Annotated in this window: 14 protein-coding genes; 5 read left to right on the forward strand and 9 right to left on the reverse strand. The window is 67.4% G+C overall.

Annotated elements, in window-relative coordinates:
• The first annotated feature begins 356 nt into the window (after positions 1–356).
• Positions 357–2,729, forward strand: a complete 2,373-nt coding sequence (locus tag KB879_RS29520) for a penicillin-binding protein 1A (protein WP_211980374.1) — start codon at positions 357–359, stop codon at positions 2,727–2,729.
• Between the two features lie 71 nt (positions 2,730–2,800).
• On the opposite strand, the gene cyaY is transcribed toward KB879_RS29520, so the two are convergent.
• A complete protein-coding gene (gene cyaY / locus KB879_RS29525; protein WP_010812358.1) occupies positions 2,801–3,136 on the reverse strand; it encodes an iron donor protein CyaY in 336 nt (111 codons plus the stop codon).
• Positions 3,137–3,517: 381 nt separating this feature from the next.
• Here cyaY and lysA point away from each other — a divergent pair, with 381 nt between their 5' ends.
• A complete protein-coding gene (gene lysA / locus KB879_RS29530) occupies positions 3,518–4,777 on the forward strand; it encodes a diaminopimelate decarboxylase (protein WP_211980375.1) in 1,260 nt (419 codons plus the stop codon).
• A 21-nt stretch (positions 4,778–4,798) separates the two neighbouring features.
• Here the strand turns inward: lysA and msrQ are convergent, their stop codons facing one another.
• The 8 genes from msrQ to KB879_RS29570 form a co-directional block, all read right to left on the reverse strand.
• Positions 4,799–5,497, reverse strand: a complete 699-nt coding sequence (msrQ, locus tag KB879_RS29535) for a protein-methionine-sulfoxide reductase heme-binding subunit MsrQ (RefSeq protein WP_013958229.1) — start codon at positions 5,495–5,497, stop codon at positions 4,799–4,801.
• Positions 5,497–6,498: a protein-methionine-sulfoxide reductase catalytic subunit MsrP gene (gene msrP / locus KB879_RS29540; RefSeq protein WP_153955115.1), complete on the reverse strand. Its 1,002-nt coding sequence runs from the start codon at positions 6,496–6,498 to the stop codon at positions 5,497–5,499. Before msrP ends, msrQ begins: the two co-directional genes overlap by 1 nt.
• Before the next feature lie 179 nt (positions 6,499–6,677).
• Positions 6,678–7,520, reverse strand: coding sequence for an anti-sigma factor (locus KB879_RS29545; protein ID WP_041228210.1), 843 nt, complete (start codon positions 7,518–7,520; stop codon positions 6,678–6,680).
• The gene (locus KB879_RS29550) at positions 7,517–8,059 is read right to left on the reverse strand and encodes an RNA polymerase sigma factor (RefSeq protein WP_013958232.1); all 543 of its coding nucleotides are present in this window, start codon (positions 8,057–8,059) and stop codon (positions 7,517–7,519) included. Before KB879_RS29550 ends, KB879_RS29545 begins: the two co-directional genes overlap by 4 nt.
• 30 nt (positions 8,060–8,089) lie before the next feature.
• Entirely contained in the window at positions 8,090–8,518 is a 429-nt protein-coding gene (locus tag KB879_RS29555) for a hypothetical protein (protein ID WP_013958233.1), read from the reverse strand.
• Between the two features lie 159 nt (positions 8,519–8,677).
• Positions 8,678–9,847, reverse strand: coding sequence for a c-type cytochrome biogenesis protein CcsB (gene ccsB / locus KB879_RS29560; RefSeq protein ID WP_153955135.1), 1,170 nt, complete (start codon positions 9,845–9,847; stop codon positions 8,678–8,680).
• 49 nt (positions 9,848–9,896) lie between these two features.
• Positions 9,897–12,083 (reverse strand): cytochrome c biogenesis protein ResB, encoded by a 2,187-nt coding sequence (locus tag KB879_RS29565; RefSeq protein ID WP_211980376.1) that lies wholly within the window; start codon positions 12,081–12,083, stop codon positions 9,897–9,899.
• Positions 12,084–12,270: 187 nt separating this feature from the next.
• Positions 12,271–12,930, reverse strand: coding sequence for a c-type cytochrome (locus KB879_RS29570; RefSeq protein WP_010812367.1), 660 nt, complete (start codon positions 12,928–12,930; stop codon positions 12,271–12,273).
• A 500-nt stretch (positions 12,931–13,430) separates the two neighbouring features.
• Here KB879_RS29570 and yihA point away from each other — a divergent pair, with 500 nt between their 5' ends.
• The 3 genes from yihA to KB879_RS29585 all read left to right on the forward strand — a co-directional run bounded on the left by yihA (position 13,431) and on the right by KB879_RS29585 (position 16,623).
• Positions 13,431–14,132, forward strand: a complete 702-nt coding sequence (yihA, locus tag KB879_RS29575; protein WP_013958236.1) for a ribosome biogenesis GTP-binding protein YihA/YsxC — start codon at positions 13,431–13,433, stop codon at positions 14,130–14,132.
• A gap of 264 nt (positions 14,133–14,396) precedes the next feature.
• On the forward strand, positions 14,397–15,389 hold the full coding sequence (hemB, locus tag KB879_RS29580; RefSeq protein WP_010812369.1) for a porphobilinogen synthase: 993 nt from the start codon (positions 14,397–14,399) through the stop codon (positions 15,387–15,389).
• Positions 15,390–15,411: 22 nt separating this feature from the next.
• Positions 15,412–16,623, forward strand: a complete 1,212-nt coding sequence (locus KB879_RS29585; protein ID WP_013958237.1) for a magnesium transporter CorA family protein — start codon at positions 15,412–15,414, stop codon at positions 16,621–16,623.
• The last annotated feature ends 18 nt before the right edge of the window (positions 16,624–16,641 follow it).

Raw genomic sequence — 16,641 nt, forward strand, 5'->3', positions numbered from 1 at the left:
GCTTGAACGCTCTAATCGGGCGAGCCTTGTTTCTTGAATGAAACGTTTGCTCTTTTATGTTGGTCGATTCTCACAAAATCCAGCATCGGTGGCAATGTGCCGAACTGGCGCCGAGTTCTTTTTGAGAAGCCCCTCGCCAATCCGTTGCCAAAACCCCACGGTCGTCGGGTTCCCTTCCGTGCGCGCTTGTGCGCCCGCCCGTACGCCTTTAGCTGCATGCAACGTCGCCGTGCATGCCAGCATTCGCCACATTACATCTTGTAACAGCGCGATAGCGGCGCCCGCACCACTGTACGCCCGGACGGGCCTATGCCGGAAGATATAATCCCGGGCACCCCTGACTAGGTATTTCCCTTATGGCCACCGCACAACACAAGTCCCACCCTGCCCGCCGCTCGATCTGGGCGCGGCTCATGTTCGGGGCGGTCGGACTGGTTGTCGCCGGAGCCGTCGTGATCGCGCTGCTGCTTGGCTACGCGCTGCTGGTGGCTGCGCCCAACCTGCCATCGCTGGACACCATCACCGACTACCGGCCCAAGATCCCGCTGCGCATCTACACCGCGGACAATGTGCTGATCGGCGAATTCGGCGAAGAGCGGCGCAACTTCGTGCCCATCGCCGAGATTCCGGACGTGATGAAAAAGGCGGTCCTGGCGATCGAGGACGACCGCTTCTACGAGCACGGCGGCGTCGACTTCGTCGGCGTGCTGCGCGCCGGGCTGGCCAACCTGCGCGGCGGGCTGTCGCAGGGCGCCTCCACCATCACCATGCAGGTGGCGCGCAACTTCTTCCTGTCCAGCGAGAAGACCTACACGCGCAAGATCTACGAGATGCTGCTGGCGTACAAGATCGAGGCCAATCTGAGCAAGGACCAGATCCTCGAGCTGTACATGAACCAGATCTACCTGGGCCAGCGCGCCTATGGCTTCGACAGCGCCGCGCGCGTGTATTTCGGCAAGTCGGTGCGCGACGTGACGCCGGCCGAGGCCGCCATGCTGGCCGGCCTGCCCAAGGCGCCGTCGGCGTACAACCCGGTGGTCAACCCGCGCCGCGCCAAGGTGCGCCAGGAGTACATCCTGCAGCGCATGCGCGACCTGGGCTATATCACGCCCGACCAGTACGAGCAGGCGGTGCATGCCGAGCTGAAGGTGCGCACCGAGGGCAACGAGTTCTCCACCCACGCCGAGTACGTCGCCGAGATCGTGCGCCAGCTGATGTACGCGCAGTACCGCGAAGAAACCTACACGCGCGGCCTGACGGTCTACACCACGCTGACCAAGCCGGACCAGGACGCCGCCTATGAGTCCGTGCGCTCCGGCATCATGAACTACGAGCGCAAGCACGGCTACCGCGGCCCCGAAGCCTTTATCGACCTGCCCTCTGACCCGGCCGAGCGCGAGCAGGCCATCGACGATGCGCTGGTCGAGCACCCCGGCAGCGGCGACCTGCGCTCGGCCGTGGTCACCAGCGTGTCGGCCAGGCAGGTGAAGGCGACGCTGCTATCCGGCGAAGTGGCAACCATCGAAGGCCCGGCGCTGCGCTTTATCTCGCCGTCGCTGTCGTCCAACGCGCAACCCAAGATGAAGATGCGCCCCGGCGCGGTCATCCGCGTGACCCAGGACGAGAAACGCGACTGGTCGGTGACCCAGCTGCCGGAAGTGGCCGCGGCGTTCGTGTCGATCAACCCGCAGGACGGCGAGATCCGTTCGATGGTGGGCGGCTTCGACTTCAACCGCAACAAGTTCAATCACGTGACCCAGGCCTGGCGCCAGCCGGGTTCCAGCTTCAAGCCGTTCATCTACTCGGCCGCGCTGGAAAAGGGCTTCTCGCCGGCCACGGTGATCAACGACGCGCCGCTGACGATCGGCCCCGATACCGGCGGCCAGGTGTGGGAACCGAAGAACTATGACGGCCGCTTCGAGGGCCCGATGACCATGCGCCGCGCGCTGGCCAAGTCCAAGAACCTGGTCTCGGTGCGGATCCTGCGCGCGATCGGCACGCAGTACGCGCAGGACTACATCACGCGCTTCGGCTTCGAGGCGGACAAGCACCCGGCCTACCTGCCGATGGCGCTGGGTTCGGGCGCCGTGACGCCGCTGCAGATGGCGGGCGCGTACTCGGTGTTCGCCAACGGCGGCTACCGCGTCAACCCGTACCTGATCCAGAAGGTGGTGGACGCGCGCGGCAACGTGATCTCCGAAACCCAGCCGCAGCGCGCCGGCAGCGACGCGGTGCGGGTGCTGGACGCACGCACCGCCTTTATCGCCGACACCATGCTGCGCGACGTGGTGCGCATGGGCACCGCCAACAGCGCCAAGCAGCGCCTGGGCCGCAACGACCTGGCGGGCAAGACCGGCACCACCAACGACGCGGTCGATGCCTGGTTCGCCGGCTACACGCCCAACCTGGTGGCGATCGCCTGGATGGGCTACGACCAGCCCAAGAGCCTGGGCGTGCGCGAAACCGGTGGCGGCCTGGCCCTGCCGATCTGGGTGGGCTACATGAGCAAGGCGCTCAAGGGCGTGCCGGAGTCGCCCGAGCGCCCTGCGCCGGAAGGCGTGCTGATGGTGGGCGGCGACTGGACCTTCGAAGAGAACGCCGGCGGCGCCGGCGTGGCTTCGGTGGGCCTGGGCGATCCGTGGCCGGGCAAGCAGGAGGAATCGGCCACCGCGCCGGCCGACACCGAGGCCGAGAAGAAGAAGATCCTGGAGATGTTCGGCGGCGCCTGATCACGGCCGCCAGACAGCAGAAAGCCGGCCACGAGGCCGGCTTTTCTTTTGCCCGCGAGGCAGGCTTTGCGTCAGCCCAGCGTGAGGGCCGCGCCGGCCTGCTCGCTGACGTAGCCCGACAGCGCCGCGTACAGCTCGCCGCCGTTGCGGGTGTCGATCCAGCGCTCGCCGTCGCGGCGGAAGTGGAAGCCGCCGGCGCGCGCGGCCACCCACAGCTCCTGCATCGGCGCCTGGCTGTTGATGATGATCTTGGTGCCGTTCTCGAACTCCAGCTCCATCACGTTGCCGGTACGGCTGATCTCAATATCGGCGTCGGCCGCGTCGGCGGCCGCCTCGACCGTGGCTTCGATGCGGTCCAGCTCCTGCGTGGCCAGGGCCAGGAACTCGCTTTCGCTCAAGGGGGGCATGCTAAACTCCGAGACCGCCGTTGCCGCCGCTGCCCGGACCGGGCGTACGTGGCGCGAACGGCTTTTTTGTTAAGAATCCTTCGGATGCCCGGCCGTTGCGCGTCGGGCCATCCAACGCCTTGCCAACAGCCTAAAGGACGACCCGATGCTGCGTCGTGTTGCGATTGTATCGGCGTTTGCCGCCGCCCTTGCGATGCCCCTACTGGGCGGATGCGGCATCCGCGGGCCGCTGACCATGCCCAAAGTGCCACCCGAGCCGACCCCGCCGACCGTGACGGATCCGGGCCTGGGCCGCGCCGATGCCATGCCGGCCCCGCCCTCCACCCCTGCCCCCGCCACGCAACCGGCCTCGTCCCCTGCCGCCCCCACCACCCGATAACCATGACCGCATTTTTCCATCGCCAGGACGGCGCGCTTGCCGTCGAGCAGGTGCCGCTGGCGCGCATTGCCGCTGAATTCGGCACGCCGACCTATGTGTACTCGCGCGCGGCGCTGACCGCTGCCTACCAGGCCTACGCCGCCGCCTGCCAGGGCCGCAAGGCGCAGGTCCAGTACGCCATGAAGGCAAACTCCAACCTGGCGGTGCTGCAGGTGTTTGCCAAGCTCGGTGCCGGCTTCGACATCGTCTCGGGCGGCGAGCTCAAGCGCGTGCTGGCCGCCGGCGGCGACCCTCGCAAGGTGGTGTTCTCCGGCGTGGGCAAGAGCGCGGCGGAAATGGAACTGGCGCTGGCACACGACGTGCGCTGCTTCAATGTCGAGTCGATCCCCGAGCTGGACCGCCTGAACGAAGTGGCCGGCCGCATGGGCAAGCGTGCGCGCGTGTCGCTTCGCATCAATCCGGACGTTGATGCGAAGACGCACCCGTATATCTCCACCGGCCTGAAGGGCAACAAGTTCGGCATCGCCTTCGAGGACGTACTGCCGACCTACCGCGCCGCGGCCGCGCTGCCGCACCTGGAAGTGACCGGCATCGACTGCCATATCGGTTCGCAGATCACTGAGGTGGAGCCCTATCTTGAAGCGCTGGACAAGGTGCTGGACGTGGTCGAGGCGCTGGAGCGCGACGGCATCCGCCTGGAGCATATCGACGTTGGCGGCGGCCTGGGCATCACCTACACCGACGAAACCCCGCCGGACATCACCGGCTTTGCCACTACGCTGCTGGAACGCGTGGCCGCGCGCGGTCACGGCCACCGCGAGGTGCTGTTCGAGCCGGGCCGCTCGCTGGTGGGCAACGCCGGCGTGCTGCTGACGCAGGTGGAGTTCCTCAAGCCCGGCGCGGCCAAGAACTTCTGCATCGTCGATGCCGCCATGAACGACCTGGCACGCCCGGCGATGTACGAGGCCTACCACCGCATCGAGCCGGTGGTGCGGCGCGACGCGCAAGCGGTGACCTACGACATCGTCGGCCCGGTGTGCGAATCGGGCGACTGGCTGGGCCGCGACCGCGCGCTGGCGGTGCAGCCGGGCGACCTGCTGGCAGTGATGTCGGCCGGTGCCTACGGCTTCACCATGAGCTCCAACTACAACACCCGCCCGCGTGCCGCCGAAGTGATGGTCGATGGCGCCACGGTGCACCTGGTGCGCGAGCGCGAACTGGTCGAGGACCTGTTCCGCGACGAACGCCTGCTGCAGGACTGAATCCCAAAACGCCCGGCCCGCCTACGCGGCGGGCTGGCGCGCCCCCGCGGGCTTGCGCAGCCGCCACCACAGCCGCATCCCCAGCAGCACGAACACCACCGCGGCGTAGATCGACACTTCGCCAAAGTCGTTCTTGCCCGCCTTGTGCCACCAGTAGTGCAGGATGGCCAGCACGGCGATCGCATAGACCAGCTTGTGCAGCGCCTGCCAGCGCTTGCCGCCCAGCCAGCGCACCATGCCGTTAGTCGAAGTCAGCGCCAGCGGGATCATCAGCATGAAGGCAGTGAAACCGACCGTAATGAAGGGCCGCTTGTACACGTCCTTGATCATGTAGGCGAGGTCAAAACCGCGATCCACCCCGATCCACAGCAGGAAGTGCTGCAGGCCGTAGAAGAACGCAAACAGGCCCAGCATGCGCCGCAGCTTGATCAGCCAGTTCCAGCCAGTGAGGCGGCGCAGCGGGGTGATGGTCAGCGTCAGGCACAACATCACCAGCGTCCAGGTGCCGGTGGAGCGGGTCACGAATTCAAGCGGATTGGCGCCGAACTGTTCCGTGGCACCCAGGTACAGCAGCCGTACGAACGGCAGCAGCGCCAGCAGCCAGAGCGCAAGCTTGAGCGCGCGCACGCGCTGCGGCGACAACGTGGCCAGGCCGACCGGCTTGCGCGCCGCCACGGCGGCGGCGCTGGTGGATGAGGTAGCCATGTGTTCGCCTTGCATCAGAAGAACTTCTTCAGGTCCATGCCCTGGTACAGCGAGGCGACCTGCTGGCCGTAGCCATTGAACGGCAGGGTCTTGCGCTTGGGTGCGAACAACGCGCCAAAGCCGCTGCCGCGCTCCTCGCCGATGCGGCGCTCGGTGGCCTGGCTCCAGCGCGGATGGTCCACGTCCGGGTTCACGTTCGAATAGAAGCCGTACTCCTGTGGCGCGGCCAGGTTCCAGCTGGTGGGCGGCTGCTTGTCGACAAAGCGGATCTTCACGATCGACTTGGCGCTCTTGAAGCCATACTTCCACGGCACCACCATGCGCACCGGCGCGCCATTCTGGTTGGGCAGGGCCTCGCCATACAGGCCGAAGGTCAGCAGCGCCAGCGGGTGCATGGCCTCGTCCATGCGCAGGCCCTCGCTGTACGGCCAGTCGAGCACGCCGCTGCTGACGCCGGGCATCTGCTTCTTGTCGGCCAGCGTGATGAACTGGATGTACCTGGCACCAGGCTGCGGCTCGACGCGCCGGATCAGCTCGGCCAGCGGGTAGCCGACCCACGGGATCACCATCGACCAGCCCTCCACGCAGCGCAGGCGGTAGACGCGCTCTTCCATTGCCGCCAGCTTCATCAGCTCGTCCAGGTCATAGACCTTGGGCTTCTTCACCAGCCCTTCCACCGACACCTGCCACGGGCGCGGGCGCAGCGTGCCGGCGTTGCGCGCCGGGTCGGACTTGTCGGTGCCGAATTCGTAGAAGTTGTTGTAGGTGGTGACATCCTCGAAGGGCGTGCGCTTGTCGGTGATGATGTAGGCGTTGTTGGGTGTGGCGGCCAGCTTGTGGCCGTGCTGCCCCTGCGCCAGGGCCTGGCGCGCAAACCACGGCGCCAGCGTGCTCCCGGCGGCGCCGGCGGCGGCCAGCGCCAGCACGCGGCGGCGCGCTTCGAAGACGTGACGGGGCGTGATCTCGCTGGCGGCGATATCGCCGCCGCGCAGCCATTTGGGGGAAGGGATCAGCATGGTTTTCCTCGTTGCCTGGCCGTGCCGGCGCCGGTTGCGCCAACACGCTTGCAGAATTGGACTCTGGCCTTGGTCGGAGAGTGCGGGCCAGTCCTGACAGTTTTTTGTGCCTGCGTCGGAATGCCGCGGGTCATGAGGCGTCAGACGCACGCAATGTGCCGCCTGCACCTCGCGCCCGGCTATCCGCCCTGGTATTGCTGGTACACCACCTGCGCCAGCGTCAGCAGCCGCGCCCGTTCCAGCGGGCCCGCCAGCGCAAAGCCGAGGTCGCGGTCGATCCAGTAGAAGGCCATCATTGGGTCGCGGCCGGGGGCTGGCCGCCTGGTGCCCGCGCCTGGCATGCGCTCGACGCGGAAGCCCGTATCGGGCGTGCCCTGTGCCATGCGCCGCAGCTGCAGCGACAGGCGCGTACCGTCGTCCGCTTCATACATCAGGATGGCCGACGGGCCGCCCTCGGCCACGCCCAGCCGGCCGCCGATCAGGTGGAAGCCCTGCGCGCGCAGGTCCGGCACCTGCAGCGCCTTGCCCAGGCGCTTGGACAGCCATGCGATCAGGTGGGCCTCTTCCGTCGCCGCGACTTCCACCGGGTGGCGCATTTCCGGAGCGTAGACCGCGTGCGTGGCCAGCGCCTCGCGCGCAAAGCGCTCGCCGGGCGCCATCGCCACGGACACGCCGCCAAGGCGGCCATGGGCCAGCCAGCCGAGAACGCCGCCGACAGACAGCAGCGCCACCGACGCGCAGGTGGCCGCCAGCGCCATGGTCCAGCGCGGCCGCCGTAGTCGCGCGTTGTCGCGCCGGCCATCGCCATGCAGCCCGGGCGGCAAGGCCGCGAGCGGCACCGGTTCGTTCAATATCGGATCCAGCCCCCCGTGCAAGGCATCGGCCTGCCGGCGCCAGGCGGCAACCTGCGCCGCCGCGTCCGGGTGCTGCGCCAGGTACGCCTCCACGGCCGCACGGCGCGCGCCGGAAAGCTGGCCATCGGCGTAGGCGTGGAGATCGGCTTCGTGGATGGCGGACATCATTTCACCCGCTGCAGGGGCTTGCCGGAAGCCGCCGGCGCGGCAGCGGGCGCCTTGCCGTCGAGCAGCCGGCGCATCTGCTCGCGCGCCCGCGCCAGGCGCGACATGACCGTACCCTGCGGCACGTCGAGCACGCGCGCGGCCTCCGCATACGTCAGTTGCTCCAGGCTGACCAGCAGCAGCACCGCGCGCTGCGCCTCCGGCAGTTGCGCCAGCGCCTGCACCAGGTCGCGGCGCAGGCCGGGGTCGTCAGCGGGGGCGCTGACCTCGGGCAGCGTATCGGTGGTGACCACCAGTTCCTTCCTGCGCACGGTATTCAGGCGCAGGCGGTGCATCAGGGTCAGCAGCCACGGCAGCAGGCCATCGGCGCCGTCGCCCCACCAGGCGCCGGGGCGCAGGCGGAAGCGCCAGCGGTAGCGCAGCGCGCGCTCGAGCGTGTCCTGCACCAGGTCGTCGGCCAGCGCCGCGTCGCCGGTGAGGCCGCGCGCATGGCGCCGCAGCCGCGGCGCCAGCGCGACGAGCTGGCCGTCAAACCCTTCCATGCCGTGGCTGCGGTGGTGGCTGCTGAAGCGTCAGGGCTTGGCCACGTGCCAGACGTTGTTGAGGTTGTCGCCGGCGCGGTCGCCCGGCTTGGCGTCCTTGGCAAAGCGGTACAGCGGCATGCCGCGGTACGCCCACTGCTTGCCGCCGTCCTCGCGCGTGATGATGGTGTACTGTCCTGACGCATTGGTGCCAGGTGCTGCCATCAGCGGCGGCCAGTTGGTGGCGCACGGGCCGTTGCAGGCGCTCTTGCCGCTGCCGGCGGTGTCGCGGTCGAAGGTGTACAGCGTCAGGCCCTGCGGATCGGTCAGCACGCCACTGGTCACCTTCACCGTGGGCGGCATATTGCCGGCAGTGCCGCCCATACCGGCACAGCCGGCGAGCAGGACCGCCGCGCAGCCGAGCGCGAGCGCGGCGGGACGAACGAGGGATGCTGCAGCGTTACGACGCGGACTTGCCATGATCTTGTTCTCCATGCAAACCGGTGCCGCCAACCGGCACCGCTCCTCAAGTAAACACCGGATGTGATGCCTTTATTCCTTTGGCGTCCAAAAAAATTAAAAAAAGACGAAAAAAAACCTGCCCGGAGGCAGGTTTTTGCATTGCAGCATGAGGCCGCGTCACAGTTCGCCGTAGCTGTGCAGTCCCGACAGGAACATGTTGACGCCCAGGAACGCGAAGGTCGTCACCAGCAGGCCGACCAGCGCCCACCAGGCCGCCACCGTGCCACGCAGGCCCTTCATCAGCCGCATGTGCAGCCACGCCGCGTAGTTCAGCCAGACGATCAGCGCCCAAGTTTCCTTCGGGTCCCAGCTCCAGTAGCCGCCCCAGGCCTCGGCCGCCCACAGTGCGCCCAGGATGGTGGCAATGGTGAAGAAGGCAAAGCCGACCGCGATTGCCTTGTACATCACATCATCAAGCAGCTCCAGCGATGGCAGGCGCTCGGCCAGGATGCCGCGCTGCTTGAGCAGGTAGGCTACCGAGACCATTGCCGCCAGCGCAAAGGTGCCGTAGCCGATAAAGTTGGCCGGCACGTGGATCTTCATCCACCAGCTTTGCAGCGCCGGCACCAGCGGCTGGATCTCCTGCGCATTGCGGCTGACCGTGTACCACAGCAGGAAGCCCACCGCGGCCGACACCACCAGCATCACGAACGGGCCCAGCGCGCGCGTGGCGTAGCGGCCTTCGTAGTACAGGTAGAACAGCGAAGTGATCAGCGTGAACAGCACGAACACTTCATACAGGTTGGAAATGGGGATATGGCCGATGTCAGTGCCGATCAGGTAGGACTCATACCAGCGCACCAGCAGGCCGGTGAAGCCCAGCACCACCGCGCCCCAGCACAGCTTGCTGCCGATGCTGTAGCCCGTGTCCGAGCGCGTCGCCAGCCCGAGCCAGTAGAACAGCGTGGACAGGAATACCAGTGCGCTCATCCACAGGATGGCCGACTGGCTCGACAGGAAATACTTCAGGAAGAAGGCCTGGTCCGCGCGCGCCAGCTGCCCCTGGTAGAGCTGGATCGCGAACAGCGACAGCGCGGTGAGCGCCAGCATCAGCGGGCGCACCGCCTTCCAGTGCCAGCCGAGCAGCGCGAAGGTAGGCACGGCGCCGATCAGCACGGCCTTGTCGTAGCCGTCCATCCACTGCCCGTATTGCGACAGCGCCACGCCGGCGCCAACCGCCAGCGCCAGCGCAAAGAGCCAGTCCACCCAGGTCAGGCGGCGCAGGAAGGAAGGTTCGAGATAGGCCTCGTCAGCCGCGCCGGTGTCGGCGCGCGTGGTGCCGCGCATGGCGGGACCGGCCTGGTTCACATTTGAGGACATAGCGTACCTGCTCAATTCAGTGGGGAGTGCCGGCGGGCCCGGGCGCATCGCTGCGGCCCCCTGCGGCGCGGCCGATATCGTCGCGCAGCGCCGTGAATTCCTTTTCGAAATCCATCGTGCGGCGCTGAGTCGACATCGCCATCAGCACATGGCTGCCAAGCTCGGTGTCGCCCTCGGCGGGCTTGTCCTTCACCCAGATCCAGACCCGGCGCTCACGGATATAGAACATCGCGAACACGCCCAGCACCAGCAGCAGACAGCCAAGATACACGATGTTCTTGCCCGGCGCACGGGTCAACTGGAACACGCTGGCCTTGATCTCCTTGAAGTCGTCGAGCTGCAGGAACACCGGCGCGCCGTAGAAGAAACTGTCCGACAGCGCGTTGATGGCCTGCTGCAGGAAGGTGCCGCTCTGGGCGCTGTTGGCCACCACCGGCAGCTTGTCCTGGGCGCGCGCCAGCTGCCACAGCTCCCACATCGAGCCGTTCAGGATCTTCAGGAGCACGTCGGCCGCCTTCTGCTGCTCGGCCGGGGGCACGGATTTCTCCAGGAAGGCCGCGATCGCGGTGAAGCCGCCCGGGGGCGAATCCGGCGAGGGCCGCGTGGCGCCGGCGAACAGGTCGAGCGCACGCAGCGAGCTTTCCGCCAGCTGGCGGCGCAGGTCGGCCTTGTCATCGCCTGGCATCGACGCCAGCGCAAAGCGGCGCGCGGCCTCGCCGCGCAGCGCGCGGTCCTGCAGCGCGGCGCGCAGGCGCATCCAGTCGGCCACGCTGCCCTGGTCGTCGGCGGGGATGCGCAGATAGCGGAATTGTTCGCTGGGCGATTCGCGCATGCCGGCCAGGAACACCGACTGGCCGTCCATCTGCACCGGCACCATGTAGTTGTTGTACTCGCGCGCCTGGCCGGTGCGGTCGCGCAGCTTGTACTGCACCGACGGGCCGACGTTACGCAGCGTCTTGGCGCGGTCGGTGCTGGCGGCGGCGCCCAGGTGCTTCTCCAGCGTCTCGTTGAAGGACTTGCGCGCCACGCCGCGCGCGTCGGGCTTGCCCGAGGCATCGGTGACGTTCTCGATATTCATCAGCCGGAAGTCGCTGAACTCGACCGTCAGGCCTTCGCTGTCGGCGCTGGTGCCGGTGCCCGCCAGCGGCTTGTTGCCGCCCACCGCGCCATCGATGGTGAAGGTGGCGTGGCCGCTGCCCTGCATCGGGTAGCCGACGAACTTCAGGCGCGAGCCGCCGTCCTCGAAGCTGGACTGGTAGATGGCGATGCCGTCGACGATCAGCGGCTCGTTCACCTTGATGGTGGCCTCGGTCTGCTTGCCGGTGGCGCGGTCGGTCACGACCACATCCGAGGCAAACAGCTTGGGCATGCCGGTCTCGTAGAAATCGACTTTGAACTTTTTCAGCGTGATCGCGAACGGCAGGTCCTGCACCAGCGCCCCGTCGGCGATGTTCAGGATGGCGGTGGACACGGTCGAGCCCTCGGGCACGTAAGCGTTGCCGCGAAAGCCCGGGTTGCTCGCCGACAGCCGGTGCTGCGGCGGGATCTCGCTGATGACCGCGTTGCCGCTGATCGGGGACTTGCCGCCCACCCACATCTGCGCGCGGATCAGCAGGTCGCCATCCAGCAGGCCGCCAATACAGATCACCACGATAGCGGTGTGCGCCAGGATATAGCCGGCCTTGTTGGCCGCGCCGGCCTTGGCCGCCAGCAGCGTGGCGCCGTCATGCTCGACCGCCTTGAGGCGGTAGCCGCGGTTGCGCAGCAGCGCCGACAGGCGGCTCACCGCCTCGGTGCGCGGGCGCGCGCCGTCGAATTCGCCGCGGTGATGGAAGGCGCGCAGGCTGCGCTCGCGCACATGGTCCTTCCACGAGCGCATGTCCGCCACCATCTTGGGCGCGTTGCGGATCAGGCAGAGGCTGGTCGACACCACCAAAAAGGCCAGGATCAGCAGGAACCACCAGGACCCGTAGACCTTCTGCAGCGACAGCGTATGGAACACATCGGCCCAGAACGGCCCGAACTGGTTGACGTAGTTGGGATACGGCTCGTTCTGCTTGAGCACGGTGCCGATCACGCTGGCGATGGAGATCACCGTCAGCAGCGCGATCGCAAAGCGCATCGAGGACAACAATTCGACCGCGTCGCGCAGCACGCGGTGAGAGGTCTTCAGGTGCAGCCCTGAAGTGGAAGCGGTCGACATGTGCAGGGAAACCTAAAACAACGTGCGGCTTGGAAATGAAAAAAGGGCGGACATGCTTTGGCAAGCAGGCCACCCTTTTCGATTGTGACAGGCGCGTTCGGTTGCATGCCGCGGCACACCCGCCGGAACGGGGGCCGCCAGACCAACGCGCCGGCGCCTGGCGGGCGCCAGCGGAGTCGCGGAATCGTTATCGAACGCCGGCGACGTAATCCGCCACCGCCTTGATCTCGGCATCCGACATCTTGGCGGCGATGGTCGTCATGACCGGGTTGTTCTTGCGGGTGCCCTGGCGGAATGCCACCAGTTGTGCTTCGGTATAGTCCGCCCACTGGCCGCCGATGCGCGGGTACTGGGCGGGAATGCCGGCGGCAGTAGGACCGTGGCAGGCGGCGCAGGCGGGCACGCCCTTGGCAGCGATGCCGCCGCGGTAGATCTTCTGGCCGGCTTCGATGGTGTCCTTGTTCTTGGCGGTCGCCGGCTTGAGCGACTGCTTGGCCAGGTAGGCGCCGACGTTGCGCATTTCCTCGTCGGTCAGCACCGACGCCATCGGCACCATGATCGCGTTGTTGCGTGCCTTGGACTTGAAGTCGGCCAGCTGCTTGTGGACGTACTCGGGATGCTGGGCGGCCAGCTTCGGGTTGGCGGCGGCGGCGCTATTGCCGGCGGCGCCGTGGCAGCTCAGGCAGGCGGGCACATTGCGGTCGGGGGCACCTTGCGTGTACAGCGTTTCACCCTTGGCCGGGTCAGCCTTTGCGGCGGCCTGCTCTGCGGCAGATGCCATTCCGGAAAGGGCGGCGGCAGGAACGGCCAAAGCCAGGACACCCAGAATCTTCGCAATGCGGTTCATTCGCACACCTTCTCTGAATTGTTTTGGATACCGTGATGCGTGCCGGCCCGGCGCTTTGCAGGCGGTGAGGACGCGCCGGTGCAAAGGCTGGTATCGTGGCGACCCGCGCGCGGCTGACCGATCCGCAAAGCGCTGGCCGTGGCGGCAGACCCCGCCAGCCCGCTCCCGCCGCCGCCGCACCCTCCGGTGCAACACGCAATGCGGGGCAAGGGCCCTGCCCACGATGGAACGACACACTAGGCTTCCCGCCCGGACGACGGCAGCCAAGGCACGCGGCCATGGATGCCACGCGTCACCCGTTCAGGAGACCGTTAACCGGCGTATTGTACAATAAGTTATGTGCCGGATTGATGCCTTGCGCCTTGTCATGCCCCTTTCGGGCTGCGCCAGATCAACCCCGGCGGGCGGCCCAGGCCGCCAGCCATCCCACCCTGGCGAGACCCCGGCCCCGGCTTGCGCAATGCGCACAGCCTCCGCGGCCCGCCCCACCGCTCTAGCGCATGTCCCTTCTTCACCAGGCCCGCTTCTTCATCACCGTGAACCACCTGCGCGACCTGCCCGCCACGGCCGTGCCGGAGGTGGCGTTCGCCGGCCGCTCCAACGCCGGCAAGTCCACGGCCATCAACATCCTGTGCAACCAGAAGCGGCTGGCGTTCTCGTCGCGCACTCCCGGGCGCACGCAGCACATCAACTATTTCTCGGTGGCGCCGGTCAAGGCGCCCGACCCGCTCGCCTTCCTGGTCGACCTGCCCGGCTACGGCTATGCCGAGGTCTCGGGCACGGCCAAGTACCACTGGCAGGGGCTGCTGAGCGACTATGTGCAGACGCGCCAGCAACTGTCCGGCCTGATCCTGATGATGGACGCGCGCCGTCCGTTCACGGATCTCGATTGCCAGATGGTGGAGTGGTTCCTGCCGACGGGGCGCCCCATCCACGTGCTGCTGACCAAGGCCGACAAGCTCACCAACAGCGACAACGCCAAGGCGCTGCGCGAGACCCGCAAGATGCTGCAGGGCTACGCCGAGCAGATGGAAACGCCGGTGCCCATGACGGCACAGCTCTTCTCCAGCCTGAAGCGCCGCGGCATCGAAGAGGCGCAGGGCGTGATCGCCGGCTGGCTGAACCTGCCGGAAGCGCAGAAGGCCGAAGCCAAGTCCGCAGCGGAGACGAGCGAGCCGCCTGCTGCCGACCCGGCGGTGTAATCACCAGGTCAGCACACAAAAAAAAGCCCCGCTGCAAGCAACGGGGACAAACTTTCCCGCCGCAGGGGCGGGTACCCGCTCAGGGAGGAGTAGCGGGGGACACCGCGCCACGCAGGGCGCAACGCAAAGTGTCCGCGAGTATGATAGCGGGCACGCTCAAAAGTTTAGTTTTTCTTCGGCCAGCCGCCTTGGACCGCGCTTTGCCGCGCGCGCCGTGCTTGCCGGCCCGCTTTCCTGTCCAGCTCTACAGTCAAGAAGCCCGCCATGTCCACCTTCCCCGAATACCGCCCGCGCCGCATGCGCCGCGATGATTTCTCCCGCCGCATGATGCGCGAGCATCGCCTGTCTCCGGACAACCTGATCTACCCCGTCTTCATCCTCGACGGCCAGAACCAGCGCCAGGCGGTGGCGTCGATGCCGGGCGTCGAGCGCGTGTCGGTCGACCTGCTGATGCCGGTGGCCGAAGACTGCGTCAAGCTGGGCATCCCAGTGATCGCGCTGTTCCCGGTGATCGACCCGTCGCTGAAGACGCCGGACGGCATCGAGGCCACCAACCCCGAGGGCCTGGTGCCGCGTGCCGTGCGCGCGCTCAAGGACCGCTTCCCCGAGCTCGGCGTGCTCTGCGACGTGGCGCTCGACCCGTACACCAGCCACGGCCAGGACGGCGTGCTGGACGACAACGGCTACGTCATCAACGATGTGACCGTCGAGATCCTGGTGCGCCAGGCACTGGCACAGGCCGAAGCCGGTGTCGACATCGTGGCCCCATCCGACATGATGGATGGCCGCATCGGCGCGGTGCGCACGGCGCTGGAAGACAACGGCCATATCCATACGCGCATCATGGCGTACTCGGCCAAGTATGCGTCGGCGTTCTACGGCCCCTTCCGCGACGCGGTGGGCTCGGCCGCCAACCTGGGCAAGGGCAACAAGATGACCTACCAGATGGATCCGGCCAATACCGACGAAGCCCTGCGCGAAGTGGCGCAGGACATCCTGGAAGGCGCCGACATGGTGATGGTCAAGCCCGGCATGCCGTACCTGGACATCGTGCGCCGCGTGAAGGACGAATTCCGCTTCCCCACCTACGTCTACCAGGTCAGCGGCGAATACGCGATGCTCAAGGCCGCCGCGCAGAACGGCTGGCTGGACCACGACAAGGTGATGATGGAATCGCTGCTGGCCTTCCGCCGCGCCGGCGCCGACGGCATCCTGACCTATTTCGCGCGCGACGCCGCGCGGCTGCTGACGGCCTGAGCGGCCAACGGACAGAGCGCCTATGGAACTGCTAGGCTTCTCGGCCAGCCAGGTACACCCGCTCGCCTCGCTCACCGAGGCGGGCAACTTCCTCAACGGCAATGCCGCCGCGCTCTTCGTCTGGGCGGACTTTTCCACCGAGGAAGTCACCGCCGCGCCGGATGCCTGGCGCGAGAGCGTGCGCCAGCTTGCCGGCGCGCCGATCCTGGACCTGCACTTGACCGACGCCACCAATGCCGCGCATCCGTCGTATTTCGATACGACCAATGCGTACGACATGGTGATCTTCCGCAAGCTGACCTTCGAGACCAGCCGCGCCATCGCCGAGGCCGAGCCGCAGGATCCCGCGACCGGCACGGCGAAGCCGCCTGCTGCCGAGACTGCCGCCCGCCAGAAGCGCTATCCGCCCGGCTTCCTCCCGGCACTGGCCAGGATCGACACACAGCCGGTCACGTTCTTCATGTTCGACACGGTGCTGGTCACGGTGCGCTCGGGGCAGTCGCGCACGGTCGACCAAGTGCGCCAGCGCCTGCTGGAGCTGTGCCAGGCACCGCGCCCGCAGGCCACGCCCGTGCGCAACGGCCAGCCGCTGCTGCACGGCGTGCGCCCGCCCAGCCGGCCCGAGGACCTGATGCTGCGCCTGCTCAATGCGATGGTCGACCGCTACCTGGAACTGCGCGCGCCGCTGACGCGCCAGCTCGACCGCTGGCAGCGCGCGCTGCTGAACTCGCGCCGCAGCTTTTCAAGCTGGGAGGGACTGCTGGATGCCCGCATCCAGCTGCGCAAGCTGGAACACCTGAGCGAAGAGCAACGCGACGCGCTGCAGGAATTCCGTGACAGCCTGCTCGATAACCGCTACAGCAGCGACCAGCCCGGCGGCCCGGCCAATGCGCCGGGACGCGACGAGGTGCTGCTGGTGCGCATCAACGACGTGATGGAGCACATCCAGCGCGTGCTGGCGCACGCCAGGCGACTGGAGGATTCGATCGAGTCGGCGGTGCAGATTCACTTCTCGGCGGTGGCGCACCGGACCAACCGCACCATGCGCACGCTGACGCTGATCACGGCGCTGTTCATGCCCCTGACGCTGATCACCGGCGTCTTCGGCATGAACTTCGACCGCATGCCCTGGCTGCGCGAGCCGGACGGGTTCTGGTGGTCGATCGGCCTGATGGGCGCCGTGGCGCTGGGGCTGGCCGCACTGTGGGCGCTGGGGCGGCGGCTGGAGCGCTAGCAGCGCAGCGCCAGGTAC

Source organism: Cupriavidus sp. KK10 (genome assembly GCF_018223725.1).
GTDB classification, from domain to species: Bacteria; Pseudomonadota; Gammaproteobacteria; order Burkholderiales; family Burkholderiaceae; genus Cupriavidus; species Cupriavidus necator.

Excerpts from the sequence above, each read along its gene's own strand:
- ccsB (WP_153955135.1), bottom strand. The coding sequence starts at position 9,847 with ATGCGCGGCACCACGCGCGCCGACACCGGCGCGGCTGACGAGGCCTAT.
- KB879_RS29545 (WP_041228210.1), bottom strand. The coding sequence starts at position 7,520 with ATGATGTCCGCCATCCACGAAGCCGATCTCCACGCCTACGCCGATGGC.
- cyaY (WP_010812358.1), bottom strand. The coding sequence starts at position 3,136 with ATGCCCCCCTTGAGCGAAAGCGAGTTCCTGGCCCTGGCCACGCAGGAG.
- KB879_RS29555 (WP_013958233.1), bottom strand. The coding sequence starts at position 8,518 with ATGGCAAGTCCGCGTCGTAACGCTGCAGCATCCCTCGTTCGTCCCGCC.
- KB879_RS29550 (WP_013958232.1), bottom strand. The coding sequence starts at position 8,059 with ATGGAAGGGTTTGACGGCCAGCTCGTCGCGCTGGCGCCGCGGCTGCGG.
- KB879_RS29570 (WP_010812367.1), bottom strand. The coding sequence starts at position 12,930 with ATGAACCGCATTGCGAAGATTCTGGGTGTCCTGGCTTTGGCCGTTCCT.
- hemB (WP_010812369.1), top strand. The coding sequence starts at position 14,397 with ATGTCCACCTTCCCCGAATACCGCCCGCGCCGCATGCGCCGCGATGAT.
- KB879_RS29565 (WP_211980376.1), bottom strand. The coding sequence starts at position 12,083 with ATGTCGACCGCTTCCACTTCAGGGCTGCACCTGAAGACCTCTCACCGC.
- KB879_RS29520 (WP_211980374.1), top strand. The coding sequence starts at position 357 with ATGGCCACCGCACAACACAAGTCCCACCCTGCCCGCCGCTCGATCTGG.
- KB879_RS29585 (WP_013958237.1), top strand. The coding sequence starts at position 15,412 with ATGGAACTGCTAGGCTTCTCGGCCAGCCAGGTACACCCGCTCGCCTCG.
- msrQ (WP_013958229.1), bottom strand. The coding sequence starts at position 5,497 with ATGCAAGGCGAACACATGGCTACCTCATCCACCAGCGCCGCCGCCGTG.
- msrP (WP_153955115.1), bottom strand. The coding sequence starts at position 6,498 with ATGCTGATCCCTTCCCCCAAATGGCTGCGCGGCGGCGATATCGCCGCC.
- lysA (WP_211980375.1), top strand. The coding sequence starts at position 3,518 with ATGACCGCATTTTTCCATCGCCAGGACGGCGCGCTTGCCGTCGAGCAG.
- yihA (WP_013958236.1), top strand. The coding sequence starts at position 13,431 with ATGTCCCTTCTTCACCAGGCCCGCTTCTTCATCACCGTGAACCACCTG.